This window comes from Chitinophaga sp. OAE865, assembly GCF_040546735.1.
Classification (GTDB): domain Bacteria; phylum Bacteroidota; class Bacteroidia; order Chitinophagales; family Chitinophagaceae; genus Chitinophaga; species Chitinophaga polysaccharea_A.
The window spans coordinates 1,924,667-1,945,600 of record NZ_JBEPOF010000001.1 but is presented as its reverse complement, the minus strand read 5'-3'; the positions used below and the strand labels follow the sequence as shown (position 1 = coordinate 1,945,600).

The following is a 20,934-nucleotide window of genomic DNA, read 5'->3' as shown; positions in this document are numbered from 1 at the left end:
ATAAATGAGATAGGTATTTTTCAGCAGGCCATTCACCAGCCTGCTGAAAAGTTATTGAATTTTTACCTGTAAAGGTTGTTTAATCTTTTGCGCAAATGTTTCCAGGTAGTGGAACCATTCTTTGGCTGAAGTGATCCTTCCTCCTTTATTCCAGGCCGCTCCGAAATAGTATTCGTATGGCTGCCCGTTTTCTGCTGTTCCGGGGCTCAGCAAATGTACCTGGTCTGTTTTCATCCCGGGCATTTCACGGGCAAAAACACAGCCTACGCCCAAGGTGCCGTCTTCTCCATGCACCGGCTCCCAGTAACCCATCACGCCGGTTTTCTCATCCAGCAGCACTGTACCAGCTTCCTTGCGTTTTACAATACCTGTTACCACCGGGATGCTGCTCCCTTTGAAACTATACTGTACCCGCATTTTATTAAGCTGGGAACCTGCATCCAGGGAAATTGTCTTGGTAACGGTAACGGCAGTATTGCCTGCCTGCCAGGTATCATAAGTAAGGGAAAAAGTGGTACGCAACGGTCCGTTATCAAGAGTTTTGGAATGGCGGTAATTTTTAGGGAAATAGATGGTATCCTTTCCGTATGGCGCCGTATCACCGGCTCCCAGCGTTAAGCCTACGCTGTAATAATCCAGTCCCTGCCCGTTATCGTGGTGATAGTTATCCAGTTTATACCAGGTATCAATGACCATATCGGTAGTGCGTTTGGCCCAAACATCAATGCCATAGGCCATTTCCTTGGGTACCTGTTCAAGCGCTTTACCATACATACGATAAGCCATGCGGTCATTTTCCCATGCATAATCATCTTTGCGCTCCGGCACATAACGACCATAGGCTTTTGCTTTTACAGGTGAAGGAGTACCTTCTGCCACTGCTGCATATAAACTGGCGGCTGCCGGTACGGTTACCTGTAACAATATCTTCTTCACAGATTTACCGCCTTCATAAACCAACTGGTAAGGAATCTCCTGCCCGCTTAATACATCTGTTACTTTGAACCCCTTCAGCGTTTGTTTAGACAGCTTTGCACTGAAATCAGCGTAGGGAATTTCTGTTATTTCTTCTAGCCTGTTGATACCAGTGTTATTAGAGATGACCAGGTGAGCTGCAGCATTTTTCCTGAGATCATATTTGATGAGCTCAGAGCCAGCTAACAGGAACGCACCTACGCCGTATACTTCTGTGTCACTGGCAGTGGCTTTTCCTGGCGCAGCGCCTATTTCCTGCACAAAGCCCAGTTTACCGTTTGGCTGTACGCAACCGGTAAGCGCTTCCCATCCTTTTTGTATCACCGGTAAAAACTCTTTTTCAGGAAGCAGGCCATTGTTCACACCCCACATCAACGCATATACGTAAAAGCCGGTACCACTTGTTTCCTTTGCCGGATAGCTGTCCGGGTCCAGTAAGCTGGCATGCCAGGTGCCATCTGCTGTTTGCAGTGCCGCGATGCGGTAAGCCATTTGCTTATACAGATCCTGAAAACGTGCCTTGCCGGCATAACCGGCCGGCATATTATCCAGCATACGTACCAGGCCGCCCATCACCCAACCGTTTCCCCGGCTCCAGTATACATTGATACCATTCTTTTCTTTTTTGCCGATGTAACTTCCATCACGGTAATAAAGACTATCCTTCTTGTTGTACAGATAATCGGTGGTTTTCCACCATAACTTGTCTGCTGTTTCCAGGTAGCGGGAATCGCCGGTAGCAGTGCTTAAATAAGCCAATGCCGGAGGGCCCATGAATAACGCATCACACCAGGCCCATTCCCGGTGATGTATACCATCTTTCCATTCGAGCGATTCGGTATGTGGCGCCGCTACAATACTATCTGCCAGCTTACGGAACTTCTCTGTCATTACCGGATCTTTGTACACACTGCTCAATTGTGAATACAGCTGTCCTACGCAGTATTCATCTGCGAAGAAACGGTCCGGTCCTGTATTCCAGTCGTTATCCTTCCCTACCTGCACAAGACGGTCAATAAAGAAAGGGTTGGAAGTTACCTGTGCCAGCGACATCATACCGGCGTACATGGCGCCGTTGGTCCAATCGGTGGGTGCATGATTCCAGCCATTGGCTGTAATATGATGCCATTGCCAGGATGCAACTTTTTCCATTTGTGCTCTCACGGCAGCCGCAGTGAAAGCATCGGCGGCAACCACGGCGTGCCGGCCCGTAACCGGCCCTGTTGCATACACCGGTAAGCCGGCTTGCAGGAAAGACAAGCCCAGCAAGCTTCCTGCGATAATTTTTTTCATCATCATGATAGCAGCTATTATCAGTTCATTAACGTAGTTCAGTGATCTTACAGTGATCCATATCACCATAGTCGAGATTTTCACCGGCCATACCCCATATAAAAGTATAATTGCTGGTGCCTGCACCGGAGTGGATAGACCAGGGCGGGGATATCACCGCCTGTTCGTTCTGCATCCATATATGACGGCTTTCCTGCGGCTGTCCCATAAAGTGGCATACAGACTGCCCTTCCGACACTTCAAAATAAAAGTATACTTCCATTCTCCTGTCGTGCGTATGCGCCGGCATCGTATTCCATACGCTGCCCGGTTGCAACTCTGTCATACCCATCTGTAGCTGGCATGTTTCCAGTACACTGTTCACCAGCAGTTTGTTGATGGTACGGTGATTGGAAGTTTCCAATGCGCCAAGTGTTACTACTTCCGCTTCTTTCCTGGACACTTTGCGGGTTGGATAGCTATGATGTGCAGGTGTGGAGTTCAGGTAAAACTTAGCGGGTGTTTGCGGATCTTTACTGGAGAAGATCACCTGTTGTTTTCCTTTGCCGATGTATAACGCTTCTTTGTACGCCAGCTCAAATTTCTCTCCATCTACTTCCACTATTCCATCACCACCTACGTTGATCATTCCCAGTTCCCTTCTTTCCAGGAAATAAGCTGCTTTCAGCAGATCAATTGTTTCCAGTGCTATTGGGCCTTTCACGGGCATTGCACCACCTGTAAGGTAACGGTCGTAATGTGTGTGCGTCCATGCGATATGATCTGCGTCAAAAATTTTTTCTATTAAAAATGCCTGCCTGAGCTGTGTGGTGTCCATTTGCTTTACTTCAGCCGGACTGCTGGCATATCTTGATTCGAACGTGGTACTCATATTGTGTTTTAATATTTTCAGGTTATTGATAACATAGCTGGATACAGCCCTTTCAGCATAACGGTTTCGGGTGAAAGCTCTAAAATAATGCAAACGTTTGCAAAAATCAAGTATTTATTTAAAAAGTCTTCTATGGCGCTGCTGAACATATGAGCCAGGGTAAAAGAAGCAGCACCAGAACAACCCTGCTCTACCGGTAACCATCCATCCAAAGCTGTCACCTTGGGTTATGGCTCATGGTAAATCCAACGGAATGCTTACCGGCCAGTGCTTTGCCACGTGATTTCAGGCTGATGCGTGTAACATGATCACCCCACACCGGTGATAACCGGCCGTCTTTCACTTCCTGCTCTTCCGCTATCACTTCAAACAAGGCCGGATCGTAAGTAAGTAAAAGGTTAGCGGTACTGCCTTTTAACATTATCCGCCCCGGCGCACTGGTATCAGCAGGCAGGCAGGTCATGAAATGCAACAGGAAAGGCTCCTTCCATTCTTTAAGCTGGTATGCTTCAGATAATTGCAGGGAAGTTTTTGCAGGATTGAACGTAAAGGTACGTTTCCACAACTGCACCTGTGCCTCTGCAGGGTACGCAGCGGCAATATCCATACTCAGCTTATTATTGGCATACTGCACAGCAGTGGCCTGGAACTGCCGGCCATCGCGTTGCTGAACACCATTTATTGTAGGACAATTATGCCATTGCGACTGCATAAACCATAACTTGTAGCGATCGGCGCTAAAAGTCTGTTTGGTATAAGTGCCCACACCCACATCAATAAGAGTGGGCTTACCATCCATATAAAGCACAAAGTTCCCCACGTCGTTATGATTATGGCTTTCTGCATTATGACCACACTGTGCTGCGAAGAATAAACCCTTTGCTTCACCGGCTGATGAACGCAGAGACAATACCTGCAGATCAGGAAGCCAGTTTTCAGCAGTATAGGGCGCCGCTGCTTTGGCCTGTAGCAATGCACTACGGTATTCTATATTGTACACAAAGAAAGCCAGGGAAGGTGTTTTAACCCGGTTACTGTCTGGGTTTTCCAACCGCGACAAATAAGCGGAAAAATTGGTAAGTAATGGATCATGGAAGGCCGCACCATACAAATAAACTGTATGCCCCGGCGGGATAGTGCTGGCAGAAGCATCTGCAAAATTCACAAACCGGCTGCTATCTACATGCATTTTGTAAATATAGGCGCCGATACGGTGAATCAGTTCGTTGTGGCTCCAGTCAAGCTGATGTTTTGAAGCACTGCTCAACAGGTCAATAAACTCGATAAGTTTCCCGCCGGCATGTCCCCAGTAGGTAGGGCCTTCGTCGCAGCCACCATCATCAGGATAGCCATTCACGAAATTATCCGCGCTGCGTATTGTTTTCTCAATTACCTTATTTCGTATATCCGTTTCATTTATACTCAGCAAGGCTGTCTGTAATACGTTGGTATTGATCCAGATATTCCAGTTATTCACAGAACGGCCGGCCCATCCCATCCACCAGAAATCGGTTCGTTCCAGGAAGGGCGCTATGATGCGGCGCTGCAACTCAAAGTTGATCCGCTTATTTACTACCGGCGAAAATTTATCCAGCTGATCATGCAGTAAAAACCGGGCCCAGCTAAGCGTGGCAGCAGTTTCGCCAGCAAACAGATCCACCACCGGTTCAGCAGGATCGGGCAACCCGCTGCCTGCTTTCTGTGCGCCTATATGAGCCGGTAACACCCAGGTGCTTTCTTCCAGTATCAACCACAGGCCATTTACTATCTGCGGGATATATTTTCCTTTGCCATCCACCAGCTCACCCGCCACTAATGCAGCCAAAATTTTGCGGCGCTCAAACTGCGCATTTTCAAAATTTACACGGTTGCCGTTATCACGGTATTGCAGGTATAAAGTAGCCGGTAACGATGGCCAGTTAAATGACAATGCCTTATCTGCCTCTTTCAGCAACAAAGCTTTGCTGGCAGCAGGCAGTGCTGCAATTTTTTCCGTAACAGACCTGTATCGCTCTTTCCTCCATTGCGTAATGTCTTTAAAAGCGGCATCACTCCCTTTTTTCCTGTATTCCTCATATAGATAGTTCCATCCTTTACCGGCATCCTGGGCTTTGGGATTGATGGATATACCTGAAAAAAGCAATAAGGTACAGATCAGTTTTTTAACGTGCATTGACATTTATTTTTTTATAAGATGAATAACAGGATTTAATAAGAGATGGCTGAAGGCACTATGGAATAATTGTCAGAATGATAAAATATTAATACTCAATTGTTCATTCCCCGGAATATCCGGCCAAATACTGTTCCCGGCTGAAACCTTCTAAAGCTGCTTATTACCGTTAGCCGGTTCCGGCAAATGTGCCCGTTTTTGCAAAGGGATCATCGGCCTTGCTGCCTGAAACCCGCTGTCATACTTAAAAATATCAAAATATGCGGGAATTACAAACGTTTGCATAACATTAGATCAAAACATACTTTTTGCATACCGGGAAGCCCGACCCAACTGGTAGCGGATTAACAATTTCTAATTCTTTCCTGACCGGCACCCACAAAGTGTTACAGCCATATAATCAAATAGTCAAAATCTTATCAAGGATTAACATTTTACTATCATCAGCCGGAGCAGTTATTTACTACTTTAGCTGCTATGAACGCTTATTTACAAATTCATCCTGACGATAATGTGCTGGTAGCCTTACAGGATATACCGGTAGGAACCGATATCTCATTTAACGGACATAACATTCAACTGCAACAAAATATTTCTGCTAAACATAAATTCCTGATCAACGATATCCTGGAGGGAGATCCCATCACAATGTATGGCGTACTGGTTGGAAAAGCCAGCAAGAACATTGCAAAGGGAGAATCTATTACCACCGAAAATGTGGTACATGATGCCAACGCATTTCACGAAAAAGACAGTTCACTGGAATGGCAGGCCCCTGATGTGAGTAAATGGAAAAACCGCACTTTTATGGGTTATCACCGGGCCGATGGACAGGTAGGTACCCGTAATTACTGGCTGGTAATTCCATTGGTCTTTTGTGAGAACAGGAATGTAGGGGTGATTAAAACCGCTTTCGAAAAGGGATTGGGTTTCTCTCCTGCAGAAGTATATAACGAACAGGTAACAGACCTGGTAGCTCTTTACAGGAGCGGCGACCTGGAAGCCATTAAAAATTACGAAGCGGGCGAACTAACTGAAACGGGCAAACGAAATGTGGTTTTCCCCAATATTGATGGTATAAAGTTCCTTACTCACGAAGGAGGCTGCGGTGGTACCCGCCAGGATTCAGATGCCTTATGTGCCCTCCTGGCAGGCTATATCCATCACTCCAATGTGGCAGGCGCCACCATTCTTAGCCTGGGATGCCAGCATGCACAGGTATCAATTCTCCAGGAATCACTCAAAAAGTTAAACCCGGCCTTCAACAAGCCGGTACTGGTATACGAACAGCAGAAAAGTGCCTCGGAATTTGCAATGTTGTCTGCCGCTATCAAAGATACCTTCCTTGCGTTGGTGGAGGCTAACAAACAGACGCGTAAACCCAGTCCTCTTTCCAAACTGGTAATAGGACTGGAATGCGGCGGATCCGACGGGTTTTCCGGCATCTCGGCTAACCCCGCGGTAGGTCATACTTCAGACCTGCTGGTAGCGCTGGGCGGTACATCCATTCTTTCTGAATTCCCTGAACTGTGCGGAGTGGAGCAGGAACTGATCAACCGTTGTCAGACAGAAGAAACATCCGATAAATTCATCCGCATTATGCGTGCTTATGAAAACCAGGCCCAGTCTGTTGGTTCCGGCTTTTATATGAACCCATCTCCCGGAAATATCAAAGATGGCCTTATTACAGATGCCATCAAATCTGCTGGAGCGGCAAAGAAAGGAGGTACTTCACCTGTAACCGATGTATTGGATTATACAGAATATGTAACTAAGCCTGGATTGAACCTGCTTTGCACACCAGGCAATGATGTAGAATCTACTTCTGCGGAAGTTGGTTCCGGCGCTAATATAGTGTTGTTTACTACAGGACTTGGCACGCCTACCGGCAATCCCATTGCCCCCGTGGTAAAACTGGCCACTAATACCAAACTGGCTACCCGTATGAAAGATATCATCGATATCAATACCGGTACCATCATCAGCGGAGAACAAAGCATTGCCGGTATGGGCGAAGAGATCCTTGAATATGTGATCAAGACCGCCAGTGGTGAAGTCCATACTAAGGCAGAACAACTCAACCAGGACGATTTCATTCCGTGGAAAAGAGGCGTTTCGCTTTAACGCGTATTTTGCCGCGAAGGTTGTCAGACAACCTTTGCGGCAAAATACGCACTAATCAAGTTTTACCTGCTCCATTTTAGGTGCAAAGAAGTGCATCACCAACCAGGCTATCAGGTAGGCCAATGCACAGATAGTGAACAGGATATTGTATCCGATACCTATGTTGCCGATTAATTTATAGTGATCCAGCATGGCACCGATCAGCATCGGGAACAAGGTACCGCCAATGGATCCTGCCATACCGCCAATACCAACAACAGAACTTACCGCCCGTTTAGGGAACATATCTGAAGCAGTGGTGAATATAGTAGCAGACCATGCCTGATGCGCAGCCGTAGCCAGGCTGATCAATGCTATGGCAAACCATACATTATTTGAGTACTGGATGAGCATAATAGGCAGTACACACAGCGCAAAGATCAGCATAGATACTTTACGCGCTTTGAAAACCGGCCAGCCGGATTTAATGAGGTAGGAAGATAACCAGCCACCGCCAATGCTGCCGAAACTGGTGATGGAATAAATAATGATCACCGGCAATCCCAATGACTCTTTCATATTTACATGAAAAATGGATTCCAGGTAACCGGGTAACCAGAAAAGGAAGAACCACCATACCGGGTCGGTAAGTAACTTGCCGAATATAAAAGCCCAGGTTTGCCTGATCCCCAGCAGCTTAGCCCATTTAACCGGTTTGGGTTTCACCTCTTCCACTTCCTGGTCGGAATGAATATGATCAAATTCTGCTTTAGATAATTTCTTATGACGGGCAGGAACTTCATAATAGATCCACCAGAATATCAGCCAGATAAAACCAATGGCGCCTGTCCATACAAAGGCATTCCGCCAGCCATGATTAGTAGCCAGCCAGTACACCATTGCCGGGCCAACCACTGCAGCTATATTGGAACCTGAGTTAAAGATCCCCGTGGCCAGTGCCCGCTCCTTCTTGGGAAACCATTCTGCTGTGGCTTTGATAGCAGCCGGAAAGTTACCCGCCTCACTTATTCCCAATATAGATCTTACCACGCCAAATCCCAGCGTGGAACGTACCAGTCCGTGCGCCATGGCCGACAAGCTCCACACAACAATAGAAAGCGCATACCCCAGTTTGGATCCTATCTTGTCTACCAATGCCCCAAAGAAAAGCAAGCCAATCGCATAGCAGGCGGAGAACGCCATCACCAGGTTGCTGTAATCCGTTTCTGTCCAGTGGAACTCTGCCGACAGATCCGTTTTAAGCAGCCCCAATATCTGCCTGTCTATATAATTAATGGTTGTGGCTACGAATAAAAGTGCGCATACCCGCCAGCGATACTTGCCTAAAGTTGTGGAATTCATTACGGTCTATTTGGAATTTATAATGTGCATAAGTTACTTCATCGCGCTGAGAAATGCAAACGTTTGCATTATTTTCTCTTTCAGCCCGCTCCAGTCCTTACTTTCTATCAGGGACCTGGACAGTAAATTGGATCCCATTCCCACGCAAACCACGCCGGCGTCAAACCAGGCGTCCATGCTGAGCTGTGTTGGCTCCACCCCACCGGTAGGCATAAATTTCAATTGCGGGAACAGGGGTTTAATGGATTTCACATAGCCGGGGCCCAGCACGTTACCCGGGAAAAGCTTTACCAACCCGGCGCCATTCTTTTCTGCAACAGAGATCTCAGTAGGCGTCATACAACCCGGGATCCAGGTGATGTTCTCAGACCGGCAATACGCGGCCGTTTCCGGATCCGCTACCGGGCATACAATAAAATCAGCACCCATACCGGCATATATTGCAGCATCCGCAGCATTCTTTATTGTACCGATGCCCAGATACAGATCAGGCATAGCAGCCAGTTTCCTGTCGCGCATAGCAGCAAAGTTCTTACGTGCATTTTCTCCCCTGCTGGTAAATTCAAATACGCGTAAACCGCCATCATAACAGGCCTGCAGTACTTCCAGGCAAATACTCTCGTCGTCGTGATAAAAAACCGGGATAATCCCGCTTTGCTCGAATGCAGCTATAATTGTTTCGGAACTTGGTGCCATATTGTTATATCAGTTTTATTATTTCTTTTTCAGAAGTGGTATTGAAGTCTCCCTCCACAAAAAATTTGGAATAGGCGGCCGCCGCTGCAAAAGAAATGATCTGCTGATCATCCAACCCCTGCAGCTGTGTATGGATCAACCCGGCCATAAAACAATCCCCGCTTCCTACGCGATCCACCACTTCATTGGTGTCGTATTCCCGTGAAATGCTCATCTGCCCGTTATTATAATAAAAGGCATAATACAGGTTATGCGTGGCTGAATTACTGAAACGGAAAGTAAAAGCCACCCGTTTGCAACGTTTATACGTAGCCGTAATTTCTTCGGCTACCTTTTCCGCCTCCTGCAGGAATACATTTTTTGTATTGGCTGCCAGCGCAGCAGTATCCAGTGCGGTACCAAGCATATTGTTGGCGGCCCAGATATTTCCCATGATCACATCGCAGTACTGCACCAGCTCCGGCATTACATCCACCGGCTTTTTCCCATACTGCCATAACTTACTGCGATAATTAAGATCCGTGGAGATGGTCATACCCTTCCGGGTAGCTGCCTGTAATACTTCCTTGCAGACTGCAGCTGCATCAGGGTTCAATGCCGGCGTAATAGCGCTCCAGTGGAACCATTCAGCATCTCCAAGCAGGGCATCCCAGTCTACAGTGCCCGGCGTAATCTGGCTGAATGAAGACCAGGCCCTGTCGTATACCACCTCAGCATGCTTAAGGTCGCTGCCCTGCGCCAGGTAGTAAATACCGATACGCTCACCACCCCAGAGGACCCTGTCGGTATAAATACCACGGTTACTCAGCTGCGCCAGCACATCTTTCGACAAGCCGTTTTCAGGAACTTTACTGATATAGGCCACCGTTGTGCCCCAGTTCGCCAATGCCGCTGCCACATTGGCTTCTGCGCCACCAACATAAATGGCGGCTGTATTCTTCGCCAGTTGCGGCGACAAGCGTAATAATATTTCTCCGAATGTGATAACTTTTACCGGCTTCATTAGAATCCAAAATATGCTTTTGCGTTATAGTAACATATATCCTGTACCATTTTTCCTAACCAGGCAATATCATTTGGCAATTCACCATGTTCCACATCGTTGCCGATCAGGTTACACAAAATACGGCGAAAATATTCATGTCGTGAGTAAGATAGAAAACTTCTGGAATCAGTTAGCATTCCCACAAACCTGCTCAATAATCCCATATTGCTCAACACGTTCATTTGCTTTTCCATGCCATCTTTCTGGTCAAGGAACCACCATCCGGAGCCATACTGGATCTTACCGGGAACAGTGCCATCCTGGAAATTGCCTGCCATGGTGGCAAAAACCTCATTATAGGAAGGGTTCAGGTTGTATACTACCGTCTTCGCCAGTTTATTCTTCTTATCCAGTGCGTCAAAAAATGCGCTCATCGTTTCAGCAACACGCCAGTCTCCAATAGAATCCACACCGGCGTCTGCCCCCACCCGCTGCAGTAAGCGGGAATTATTGTTACGGATAGCTCCCACATGGAACTGTTGCACCCATCCTCTTTCCTGGTTCCATTCGCAGACCGCCTGCAACACTGCAGTTTTAAACTGCGCATTTTCATATGGCGTAACAGTCCCGTGCTGACGGGCATTCCGGAAAATGGTGTCCAGTTCCTTTCCGCTGGCGGGTGAAAAATAAAAAGTACTGATGCCATGGTCGCTTAAGCGGCCGCCGGTTTCATGAAAATAAGTATGCCTGCTGTGCAATGCTTCCATAAGGTCATCAAACCCGTTGATTTCCTTATTGGCAACTGCTGCCAGCTCATTAACAAACCGGTTGAACACTTCAGGGTTATCCACCGCCATAGCCCGGTCGGGGCGGAAAGTAGGCAGTACTCTAGTCCCAAAAGGTTTACCGGCAATGGCCCGGTGATGTTCCAGTGAATCCACCGGATCATCCGTAGTGCACAATGTATCTACCTTATAATGCTGCAGCAGTGTTTGTGTGGATAGCTGTGGTAATTGTGCATTACAGTCGTGGTATATCTTTTCTGCTGTCTTTTCATTGAGAAGATCAGTGATGCCAAAAGGATTTTTTAATTCCATGTGCGACCAGTGATACAAAGGGTTCCGCATGGTATAAGGCGTAGTAGCGGCCCAGTGACGAAATTTCGTATAGTCGTCGGCGCTACCGGTAATAAACTCTTCTGGTACGCCGTTCGCACGCATGGCGCGCCACTTATAATGATCTCCCCTGAGCCAGATGGCATACAGGTTGGCAAATGTTTTGTTCGCAGCTATTTCATCCGGCGGCAGATGATTATGGTAATCTATTACCGGCATTGAAGCGGCATAATCAAAATATAATCGTTTAGCCGTTTCCGTTTGTAGCAAAAAATCTTCAGACAGGAATTCCTTCATAACATCATTAATTTTTGAGCAGCTGCGATTGAATAAATGCTTTTACACCATTACTTTTCAACATTTTTAAAAGATGGGCCACCTGTTCGGCAAATCCCGGAATAGCGGCCAGGTCTGTTTCCCATAACCGTTTATCGCTGCAGATACCGGTCACCATATCATCTATATTGCTGTGATCACGCCACCAGGCAGCAAATACAGCGGCATTGTCGTCTGTAATAACATACTCTTCTCCGTTCCTGTTACCATAATATTTTCCGGCCTCTTCCCGCACCGGGCAAAGGAATAGCAGCATGGCTGCAAAACCCAGGCTCAGGTGATGCGGAAGCGTTTTATACTTCTCGTAATAACGAACCAGTGTGCGCACATTGCGGGCATTCATCTTGGAACTTTCCTGGAAAGTAATGCTGATGAGCTTATGTGCTATAAACGGGTTCGCAAAGCGATCCAGCACTTCCGGTGCAAATGCAGTAGCGGTAGGACAGGCCTCTTCAATAGTAGGCAGTATTTCCCGGAGCACCACTTCTTTAAAGAAATGGCTCATATAGTCATCCTGCATACATTCATAAACCGTATTAAGGCCGGAAAGGAAAGCCAGTGGCACCGCTGCCGTATGACTGCCATTCAGCAACCGCAGCTTCTGTTCCCGGAATGGTGTGATGCTTGGTTCAATGAGCATTCTTTCATCTGCCTTATAAAAAGATAATACAGAACGAACATGCTCATTCCCTTCAATAGCCCATAACAGGTAAGGTTCCACTTCTATCCATAATTTATCGGTATACCCGGCTTTTTGCTCAATTTCAGCAAGATTGCGGGGCTTGCCCGGAACAATCCGGTCTACCAGTGAATTACAGAAATGATTATCCTGGTTTACCCATGATATAAAGGTTTGCGGCAATTCGTTGTAAGCGGCCAGCTGCAGTACTATATCTTTCAGCAGGCGTCCGTTATCTACCACCAGTTCCGTAGGAACAATCACAAAACCGGTATTGGCGCTGCCTTTGAAATAGGTGAACCGCTCCCATAGCACAGCCAGCAACTTTCCGGGAAAGGAAGCCGGAACACCATCTGCGATTTTCTCAGGGACATACTGGATACCCACTTCCGTGGTATTTGAAATAATGGTTTGCAAAGCGGGCTGATGAACAGCGGCTAAAATTGCCGCCCATTCTGCATTCGATTGCAAAACCCGGCTAACAGCGGCGTTGATCAGGACCTGATCTACCAGTTCTCCCTGGGAAACACCTTTAATGTGGGTGGTAAACAGGCTATCCTGGCTGGAAAAATCGGCAGTATCGCCATCGGTCGACTTCACGACAACAATTCTTCCTTCATAAATACCCTGCCGGTTGGCTTTGTCTACCAGGTAATCTACCAAGCCGCGCAAAAGCACGCCAGTACCAAATTGCAGGATCTTTTCAGGAAAGCTGAAAGTGTTTACAGGAACACCGGAATCTGGATTTTTTAATATAAATTCTTTATTTAATATAGGTAGCATCGTAACTGATTTATGCTAAAAGGTGGCTAAAACTAATAAATATATAATTCACAATTAAGAATTTATAATTTTCTCTGAATAATCACTAAAACAGGCTAAAATATAATCAGAATCAATCAGCCCATTGTCAGGATCAATAAAGCACAGATGGCCGTTGGCTTAAATTTAAGTAATTTTGCTGCTCTAAACTTTTATAAATGAGCAAGCATGGTAAAGTGCTGGTAGCCATGAGTGGCGGTATCGACAGCACTGTTACAGCGCTGATGCTGCATGAACAGGGTTACGAAGTGGTGGGAATCACCATGAAAACCTGGGATTATGCATCTGCCGGTGCCAGTAAAAAGGAAACCGGTTGCTGTAACCTGGATTCTTTTAACGACGCCCGCGCTGCAGCGGTTCATCATGGGTTCCCGCACTTCGTGCTGGATATCCGCGATGAATTCGGTGATTTTGTAGTGAATAATTTTGTCGAGGAATATATTGCAGGACGCACGCCTAATCCCTGCGTGCTGTGCAACACACATATAAAATGGCGCGCACTGATGAAACGTGCGGACGCGATGGATTGCGAATTTATTGCCACCGGCCACTACGGCCAGATTCGTCAGCACGACAACGGCCGCTATGTGATCAGTAAAGGCCTGGATGAAACCAAAGACCAGAGCTATGTGCTGTGGGGTATTCACCAGGATGTACTGGCCCGCACTATTCTTCCTTTGGGCAAATACCGTAAAACAGAGATACGCCAGATGGCATTTGATTTCGGGTACCCGGAACTGGCTAAAAAAGCCGAGAGCTATGAAATATGCTTTGTTCCTGACAATGATTACCGGGGCTTCCTGAAAAGAAAAGTAGAAGGCCTGGAAGAAAGGGTAAACGGAGGCAATTTTGTACTGGCAGACGGCACGATCGTAGGTCATCACAAGGGTTACCCCTTCTATACTGTTGGGCAGCGTAAAGGGCTTGATATTGCCCTTGGTCGCCCGGTGTTTGTAACTGAGATCATCCCTGAAACCAATACAGTGGTTTTAGGTAATGAAGACGAACTCCAGAAAAGCGAAATGTTTGTGAGCGGCATTAACATGGGTAAATATGATACCATTCCCGAAGGGATGGAGGCTGTTACCAAGATCCGTTATAAAGATAAAGGCGCACTGAGTAACCTGTACAACGAAAACGGGCAGGTAAAGGTAAACTTCTATGAAAGTGTGAAGGGAATTGCACCGGGACAGTCCGCAGTTTTTTATGAAGGCGATGATGTGATCGGTGGTGGAATTATCCAGCGGAGTATGCCTGTTTTATAATTTTGCAAATCAGATATAAGGAAGGGTGGGAAGATGAGATCTTTCCACCCTTTTTCTTTTATCAAAAAACTAAGATAATCTCACAGCGTACATCGTATCCGCCCCTTTATCATACCCGGCAATCACGCCTCCTTCCTGTTTCCGCAGATCACTGATGGTTTCTATATATTTTACCACTTCTTCATTTTCCTGCTTAAAAACAGAACAGGTGATATAGATCAGTGAGCCGCCTTTTTTTACAAACGGCGCTACGTTACGCGCTATCTTCTGTTGCAACTGCTGGTATTTGCTGATCTCTTCCTTTTTAAAGAAAGTAATACTTTCCGGTGTACGGCCCCAGGTGCCGGAACCGCTGCAGGGCGCGTCCAGGATAATACCATCGAATTGCTGATTGCCCATGGAGGCAGGAAAATTTTCTGCAGTAAGATCTGCCACCCTGGCTTCATAATTCTTCACTCCGGCTACTGCGAAGCGCTGCTGCAGGTTTTCCAGGATAGACCTTCTTACGTCGGATACCAATAGCTGCACACCCGGCTGCTGGTCTTTGAGCAGAACGGATTTACCGCCACTGGCTGCACAGCAATCCCACCAGCGCTGCTGCTTCTGCGGATGAAATAATTCTCCTGTGCGCTGACTGGAAGCATCCTGCACCTCGTACCAGCTTTTCTCCGGCACTATTACCTCTATTTTAGTGCCATTGGGCAATGCTATGGTGGCATTATTGGGAAACAGCTCGTATGCAATGGCCGCCTTATCCAGTAGCTGCAATATTTTATCGAGCTTATTATTGCGCACCCGGATAAATAACAGGGGTTGTTTTAAAATAGTATAGGCGTATGCGTTAGGGTCTATTGTATCCGACAGTTCAGTCAAAAATGGGAACAGGGCATCGGCGGTCAATGGAGCAGGCAGCAGTGCTGCCTTGTCTGCATACGGCAACGCAACCTGTTCATTCCAGGCCGGCCGGATAGCAGCCAGGAAATCGCTGGAAACGGTTTCGCAAAGAAATGCGCCGGCAATGATCCGCTCTTTTACAGAAAGCGTTTCTCCCCATTTCCCAAGCCGGAAATAATGATATACCAGCTGTGAAATCCAGCGCCGGTCGCGCCCTCCCATATAAGGGTGCTCCTTAAAAAACGATTTCAGGAAATGATGTAATGGCAGGCTGCCCTGGTAGGCGCCGATAATTTTTTCTGCAGATGCTAAGTAATTTTCCCAACGGGTCATATGCGAAGATACGGGCTAATACTGACGTCCCGGGAAATAGCATAAAAAAAATCCGGCCTGTTGCCAGACCGGATTTCATTATATGTTGCCAGCTGAAACTAGAGTTTCAGCAATGCTTTCAGCGGGTCTTTCCCGAACAGCAGCTGTTCAGGATTTTCCAGCATTTCTTTTACTCTTACGAGGAAGCTTACTGATTCGCGGCCATCAATGATACGGTGGTCGTAGCTCAGCGCCAGGTACATCATTGGTCGGATCACCACCTGTCCGTTGATGGCCATCGGGCGGTCCTGGATTTTGTGCATACCCAGGATAGCGGATTGCGGAATGTTGATGATAGGTGTGCTCATCAGGGAACCGAATACGCCGCCATTGGTAATGGTAAAGGTACCACCTGTCATTTCGGGCATCGTCAGTTTGTTGTCGCGGGCTTTGGTAGCCAGCTCTACTACTGCTTTTTCAATACCTGCCATATCCAGGCTTTCTGCGTTGCGGATCACCGGTACTACCAGTCCTTTCGGAGCAGATACAGCGATGGAAATATCGCAGTAATCGTGGTACACCAGTTCTTCTCCGTCGATATAGGCGTTTACGGAAGGGAATTCCTGTAAAGCGAAGCAGCATGCTTTTGTAAAGAAGCTCATGAAGCCGAGATTCACCTCATGCTGTTTTTTGAACACTTCCTTGTATTTGGCACGCAGCGCCATGATTTCGGTCATGTCTACCTCGTTGAAGGTAGTTAGCATTGCCGTTGTATTTTTCGCTTCCACCAGGCGGCGGGAAACGGTTTTACGCAGGTTGCTCATTTTTTCGCGGCGTTCATTGCGGGAGAACATTTCCTGACCGATAGCCACGCCCGGGTTTTGCAGGGCGGCAAATACATCGTCTTTCATGATCTTGCCATGGGCGCCGGAACCTTTGATGCTGGAAGGATCCACATGTTTATCGGCAATCACTGCTGCAGCCACCGGTGATGCTTTCACATCGTTGGGAATGCTGGTAACAGGCGCCTGTTGCGGTTGTGGTGCAGCCTTTGCCTGTTGTGCAGCAGGAGCTGCCGCCGCCGGTGCGGCTTTACCTGCCGGTCTGCCAACGCTTGTATCTATTTTGCAGGCTACATCACCTATTTTCAAAGTATCTCCTTCTTTTGCTACGGTAATCAGCGAACCGGCTTCTTCTGCATTAAGCTCGAAGGTAGCCTTCTCTGATTCCAGCTCACAAACCACCTCATCACGCTCTACATAATCACCATTATTCTTTAACCATTTCACCAGTGTTACTTCACTGATAGACTCTCCTACTGTAGGCACTTTCATTTCAATCGTCCCTTTATTTACCGCCGGAGCTGCCGGTGCTTCCGCTGCGGGAGCAGGCGCCGGTGCGGTAGCTGCAGCTGCAGCAGGTTCAGCAGCCGGAGCAGCGCCGGTGGCCGGTGCAGCGGCATCTGTATCAATAGTACAGGCTACATCACCAATCTTCAAAGTAGCTCCTTCCTGTGCAGCAGGGGCTATCTTCAGGACACCCGCCTTTTCTGCATTCAGTTCGAAGGTTGCTTTCTCAGATTCCATTTCACACAATACCTCGTCCTGCTGAACATAATCTCCGTCTTTCTTCAACCACTTTGCAATTGTTACCTCGCTAATAGATTCTCCTACCGTAGGGACTTTGATTTCGATAACCATATTTAATCAGTTGATGGTGATACCAGGTTTTTCGTTGAGCGGTTAACCTTTAACGTAAAGCCTGATTATTCTGTTTATACTTTGAATTTTTTTAGATGTTAAAAGCCGTGTCTATGATCTGTTGCTGCTCACGTGCGTGCACTTTTGCATACCCCGTTGCTGTGGAAGCACTCGGGTTGCGGCTGATAACACCATAGTTGATCTGTTTCAGGTTCATTTGCAGGAATGCTGCAGCACCCATATTCAGCGGTTCTTCCTGTACCCAGAAGAAGGTAGCGCCTTTATACTTCTGTGCAATGGTTTCCAGTTGTTTAACCGGAAGCGGGTACAATTGTTCCAGGCGTACAATCGCTACATCCTTGCGATCATCCTTAGCCTGTTTATCACTCAGATCAAAATACATTTTACCGGAGCAAAGTAATACTTTCTTCACTACTGCTGCATCGTCTATAAACGGATCATCCAGTACTTCCTTAAAGCCGCCCTGTGTAAATTCTTCCATAGCTGAATAAGCGCCTACATGCCGCAGATTGGCTTTTGGAGAGAAGTTAATGAGTGGTTTGCGGAACTGCCAGGTTAACTGGCGGCGTAACGCATGGAAGAAGTTAGCCGCAGTAGTGATATTGGTGATCACCATATTTTCCTCTGCGCATTGCTGCAGGAAGCGTTCCGGGCGGGCATTGGAGTGGTCTGGTCCACCTCCTTCATAACCATGTGGCAATAACATCACCAGGCCGTTCTGCGTAGTCCATTTCTGTTCTGCACTGCTGATATACTGGTCAATAACCGTTTGTGCACCGTTTACGAAATCGCCATACTGCGCTTCCCATAATACCAGGTTATTGGGATTGGCCATGGCATAACCATATTCAAAGCCCAATACGCCATATTCGCTCAATAAAGAGTTATAAATTCTGAACTTACCCTGGTTTTCCTGCAAATGACTGAGGCGACTGTAAGTTTCATTGGTATTTTCATCAAACAATACTGCATGGCGGTGGGAGAAAGTACCACGTTTTACATCTTCCCCGCTCATTCTCACGTCTTTACCTTCAATCAGGAGACTGGCATAGGCCAGCAGTTCGCCGGTGGCCCAGTCTACCTTACCTTCCTCCTGGTAAAGTTTTACTTTATCCTGCAGCAGTTTACTCACTTTACGCAGTGGAACAAAGTTATCCGGCCATTTCATCAGGCTGTCGAACAGCCGTTTAAAATCTTCTTCCTTAATAGCAGTTACCGGGGAAGTCTCAAAATCCTGGGGGGTAGCTTTGCGCAGGGCCTGCCACCATTGTTCCGGTTTCTGGCTCACATAGGGCAGCGGATGTTGCTTTACATCATCCAGGCGGGCCTGCAAGTCGTCCCAGAAGCTTTTCTCCATTTCTTTGGCCAGCGCCTGTGCCTCAGACTCGCCGTTGCTCAGGAGGAACTGGGTATATACTTCACGCGGATTAGCGTGTTTTTCAATAAGGGCGTAGAGGCTCGGTTGCGTAAACTTAGGCTCATCACCTTCGTTGTGGCCATGTTTGCGGTAGCAAACCATGTCTATAAACACATCTTCATTAAATTCCTGGCGGTAACGGGCGGCCAGCTGGGATACTTTCACCACTGCTTCTGCATCGTCGCCGTTTACATGGAATACCGGGGCCTGTACAATAGATGCCACGCTGGTACAGTAATCAGAGGAGCGGGCATCGTCAAAATCGGTGGTAAAGCCGATCTGGTTATTGATCACAAAGTGAATGGAACCACCTACGTAGTATCCTTTCAGTTTGCTCATCTGTTCCACTTCATACACAATTCCCTGTCCTGCCACTGCGGCATCACCATGGATGAGGATGGGCAGTATTTTATCGTAGTCGCTGTTGTAGATCACATCCGCTTTACTGCGTGCAAATCCTACAACGATCGGGTCTACCACTTCCAGGTGGGAAGGGTTGGGCATCAGTTGCAGGTTTACCGGTTTGCCTGCAGGAGTAGTTACCTGGGAGCGGAAACCGAGGTGGTATTTCACGTCGCCGCTGCCCATGGTCATATCCGGAACAGCCAGTCCTTCAAATTCATTGAAGATCTGCTCGTAGGTTTTACCCAGGATATTGGCCAGTACGTTCAAACGGCCGCGGTGCGCCATTCCTATCACGGATTCCTGCACCCCGTATTCAGCCGCCACGTTGATAATAGCATCCAGCGCGGGAATAGTGGCTTCGCCGCCTTCCAGGCCAAAACGTTTCTGCCCTATATATTTTGTGTGAAGAAACTTCTCGAAAATAACGCCCTGGTTCAGCTTTTGCAGGATGCGTTTACGTTGTTCAAGGGATAAAGGCTGCAGCATGATTGTCTCAAACTCCTTCTCCATCCATTTCGCCTTTACCCGGTCGTTGATGTAGGTGTATTGAAGTCCTACGGAACCGGCATAAATCTGCTGCAGGTAAGCAACGATCTTTTCCAGGGTGGTTTTACCCACACCGATGGTGGTTCCTGCGTAAAATTCTGTTTTAAGATCAGCGTCCCCTAATCCAAAACTGGCGAGGTCGAGGTTGGCCTTGCGGTCTTTTCTTTCACGGATGGGGTTGGTTTTAGCAATTAAGTGGCCTTTTTTGCGGTATGCCTGTATCAGGCGGTATACACCCAGTTCTTTCGCCAGCTGGTCGTCGCTCACCGGCAACGAAGTGCTGCCTCCTGCTACCGGCGCTGTTGCCGCCGCTTTGCCGTTAACATTGGATACTGCAAAATCAAATCCTTCGAAAAATTTAACCCAATCCGGGTCTACAGAGTTGGGATCTTTGCGGAAATCCTGGTATAACGATTCAATGTAAGCAGGATGTGAGTTGGTGACGAATGAGAAGTCCTTCATTTACAACGAGTTTTGCTGATCTTCAGTTCAAATACTTTTCTGTTGATCCCAATATATTAATATATGGGATTGCAAATATCGCTCGTTTTTTGATACGCTGGTTGGAAAAAATGAGAAAAAATCAAGTGATTATCTGTGATAAAAGGTACTTATATTTGCAGTTCACCGGAAAAACTACATTTAGTTTGTTTTGTAAAGGTAATATAGTTACCTTTGCCGTCCGAAACTTGAAATTTGAAAAATGGCAAACCATAAAGCAACAAAAAAAGACGTACGTCAAAGCAGAAAGCGTAATGAGCGTAACCGTTACTATGGTAAAACTACCCGTAACGCCATCCGTGATTTGAAAGCAGTTACCGATAAAGCAACAGCGGAGAAAGATCTGGCAGAGGTAGCTTCTATGCTTGATAAACTCGCTAAACGTAACGTTATTCACAAGAATAAAGCTGCAAATCTGAAAAGCAAGCTGGCTAAGAGAGTATTAACTCTGGCTTAATTGCTT

At 47.1% G+C, this 20,934-nt stretch carries 14 protein-coding genes; 3 read left to right on the top strand and 11 right to left on the bottom strand.

Annotated features, from left to right (window positions below; translation table 11 throughout):
• Window positions 1-51 precede the first annotated feature (51 nt).
• The 3 genes from ABIE50_RS08145 to ABIE50_RS08135 form a co-directional block, all read right to left on the bottom strand.
• On the bottom strand, window positions 52-2,337 hold the full coding sequence (locus tag ABIE50_RS08145) for a BT3233 family polysaccharide utilization protein (RefSeq protein ID WP_209864793.1): 2,286 nt from the start codon (window positions 2,335-2,337) through the stop codon (window positions 52-54).
• Entirely contained in the window at window positions 2,297-3,139 is an 843-nt protein-coding gene (gene kduI / locus ABIE50_RS08140; protein ID WP_209864796.1) for a 5-dehydro-4-deoxy-D-glucuronate isomerase, read from the bottom strand. The genes ABIE50_RS08145 and kduI overlap by 41 nt, the downstream gene beginning before the upstream one ends.
• Window positions 3,140-3,356: 217 nt before the next feature.
• A complete protein-coding gene (locus ABIE50_RS08135) occupies window positions 3,357-5,312 on the bottom strand; it encodes a heparinase II/III domain-containing protein (protein WP_209864799.1) in 1,956 nt (651 codons plus the stop codon).
• Between the two features lie 477 nt (window positions 5,313-5,789).
• Here ABIE50_RS08135 and ABIE50_RS08130 point away from each other — a divergent pair, with 477 nt between their 5' ends.
• The gene (locus ABIE50_RS08130) at window positions 5,790-7,436 is read left to right on the top strand and encodes a UxaA family hydrolase (protein ID WP_209864802.1); all 1,647 of its coding nucleotides are present in this window, start codon (window positions 5,790-5,792) and stop codon (window positions 7,434-7,436) included.
• A 51-nt stretch (window positions 7,437-7,487) separates the two neighbouring features.
• Here ABIE50_RS08130 and ABIE50_RS08125 read toward each other — a convergent pair whose 3' ends face one another.
• From ABIE50_RS08125 to ABIE50_RS08105, 5 genes are read right to left on the bottom strand one after another with little or no spacing between them, the layout of a single operon-like run.
• Window positions 7,488-8,777 (bottom strand): MFS transporter, encoded by a 1,290-nt coding sequence (locus tag ABIE50_RS08125; RefSeq protein WP_142683631.1) that lies wholly within the window; start codon window positions 8,775-8,777, stop codon window positions 7,488-7,490.
• 33 nt (window positions 8,778-8,810) lie between these two features.
• On the bottom strand, window positions 8,811-9,473 hold the full coding sequence (locus tag ABIE50_RS08120) for a beta/alpha barrel domain-containing protein (RefSeq protein ID WP_209864805.1): 663 nt from the start codon (window positions 9,471-9,473) through the stop codon (window positions 8,811-8,813).
• Window positions 9,474-9,477: 4 nt separating this feature from the next.
• A complete protein-coding gene (locus ABIE50_RS08115) occupies window positions 9,478-10,476 on the bottom strand; it encodes a PfkB family carbohydrate kinase (protein WP_209864807.1) in 999 nt (332 codons plus the stop codon).
• Window positions 10,476-11,870 (bottom strand): glucuronate isomerase, encoded by a 1,395-nt coding sequence (gene uxaC / locus ABIE50_RS08110; protein WP_209864809.1) that lies wholly within the window; start codon window positions 11,868-11,870, stop codon window positions 10,476-10,478. The genes ABIE50_RS08115 and uxaC overlap by 1 nt, the downstream gene beginning before the upstream one ends.
• Window positions 11,871-11,877: 7 nt before the next feature.
• Window positions 11,878-13,371 carry a tagaturonate reductase gene (locus ABIE50_RS08105; protein ID WP_209864811.1) on the bottom strand — a complete coding sequence of 498 codons (1,494 nt, stop codon included), beginning with the start codon at window positions 13,369-13,371 and terminating at the stop codon, window positions 11,878-11,880.
• A 197-nt stretch (window positions 13,372-13,568) separates the two neighbouring features.
• Between ABIE50_RS08105 and mnmA the strand changes: the two genes are divergently transcribed.
• Window positions 13,569-14,675, top strand: coding sequence for a tRNA 2-thiouridine(34) synthase MnmA (gene mnmA, locus ABIE50_RS08100; protein ID WP_209864813.1), 1,107 nt, complete (start codon window positions 13,569-13,571; stop codon window positions 14,673-14,675).
• A gap of 69 nt (window positions 14,676-14,744) precedes the next feature.
• Here mnmA and ABIE50_RS08095 read toward each other — a convergent pair whose 3' ends face one another.
• From ABIE50_RS08095 to ABIE50_RS08085, 3 genes are all read right to left on the bottom strand, one after another.
• Window positions 14,745-15,902 carry an RsmB/NOP family class I SAM-dependent RNA methyltransferase gene (locus ABIE50_RS08095; protein WP_209864816.1) on the bottom strand — a complete coding sequence of 386 codons (1,158 nt, stop codon included), beginning with the start codon at window positions 15,900-15,902 and terminating at the stop codon, window positions 14,745-14,747.
• Window positions 15,903-16,000: 98 nt separating this feature from the next.
• Window positions 16,001-17,581, bottom strand: a complete 1,581-nt coding sequence (odhB, locus tag ABIE50_RS08090) for a 2-oxoglutarate dehydrogenase complex dihydrolipoyllysine-residue succinyltransferase (protein ID WP_209864819.1) — start codon at window positions 17,579-17,581, stop codon at window positions 16,001-16,003.
• Window positions 17,582-17,672: 91 nt separating this feature from the next.
• Window positions 17,673-20,432 carry a 2-oxoglutarate dehydrogenase E1 component gene (locus ABIE50_RS08085; RefSeq protein WP_209864822.1) on the bottom strand — a complete coding sequence of 920 codons (2,760 nt, stop codon included), beginning with the start codon at window positions 20,430-20,432 and terminating at the stop codon, window positions 17,673-17,675.
• Window positions 20,433-20,673: 241 nt separating this feature from the next.
• Between ABIE50_RS08085 and rpsT the strand changes: the two genes are divergently transcribed.
• Window positions 20,674-20,928 carry a 30S ribosomal protein S20 gene (rpsT, locus tag ABIE50_RS08080; protein WP_142683640.1) on the top strand — a complete coding sequence of 85 codons (255 nt, stop codon included), beginning with the start codon at window positions 20,674-20,676 and terminating at the stop codon, window positions 20,926-20,928.
• Window positions 20,929-20,934 lie beyond the last annotated feature (6 nt).

Excerpts from the sequence above, each read along its gene's own strand:
- ABIE50_RS08145 (WP_209864793.1), bottom strand. The coding sequence starts at position 2,337 with ATGGTGATATGGATCACTGTAAGATCACTGAACTACGTTAATGAACTG.
- kduI (WP_209864796.1), bottom strand. The coding sequence starts at position 3,139 with ATGAGTACCACGTTCGAATCAAGATATGCCAGCAGTCCGGCTGAAGTA.
- ABIE50_RS08135 (WP_209864799.1), bottom strand. The coding sequence starts at position 5,312 with ATGCACGTTAAAAAACTGATCTGTACCTTATTGCTTTTTTCAGGTATA.
- ABIE50_RS08130 (WP_209864802.1), top strand. The coding sequence starts at position 5,790 with ATGAACGCTTATTTACAAATTCATCCTGACGATAATGTGCTGGTAGCC.
- ABIE50_RS08125 (WP_142683631.1), bottom strand. The coding sequence starts at position 8,777 with ATGAATTCCACAACTTTAGGCAAGTATCGCTGGCGGGTATGCGCACTT.
- ABIE50_RS08120 (WP_209864805.1), bottom strand. The coding sequence starts at position 9,473 with ATGGCACCAAGTTCCGAAACAATTATAGCTGCATTCGAGCAAAGCGGG.
- ABIE50_RS08115 (WP_209864807.1), bottom strand. The coding sequence starts at position 10,476 with ATGAAGCCGGTAAAAGTTATCACATTCGGAGAAATATTATTACGCTTG.
- uxaC (WP_209864809.1), bottom strand. The coding sequence starts at position 11,870 with ATGAAGGAATTCCTGTCTGAAGATTTTTTGCTACAAACGGAAACGGCT.
- ABIE50_RS08105 (WP_209864811.1), bottom strand. The coding sequence starts at position 13,371 with ATGCTACCTATATTAAATAAAGAATTTATATTAAAAAATCCAGATTCC.
- mnmA (WP_209864813.1), top strand. The coding sequence starts at position 13,569 with ATGAGCAAGCATGGTAAAGTGCTGGTAGCCATGAGTGGCGGTATCGAC.
- ABIE50_RS08095 (WP_209864816.1), bottom strand. The coding sequence starts at position 15,902 with ATGACCCGTTGGGAAAATTACTTAGCATCTGCAGAAAAAATTATCGGC.
- odhB (WP_209864819.1), bottom strand. The coding sequence starts at position 17,581 with ATGGTTATCGAAATCAAAGTCCCTACGGTAGGAGAATCTATTAGCGAG.
- ABIE50_RS08085 (WP_209864822.1), bottom strand. The coding sequence starts at position 20,432 with ATGAAGGACTTCTCATTCGTCACCAACTCACATCCTGCTTACATTGAA.
- rpsT (WP_142683640.1), top strand. The coding sequence starts at position 20,674 with ATGGCAAACCATAAAGCAACAAAAAAAGACGTACGTCAAAGCAGAAAG.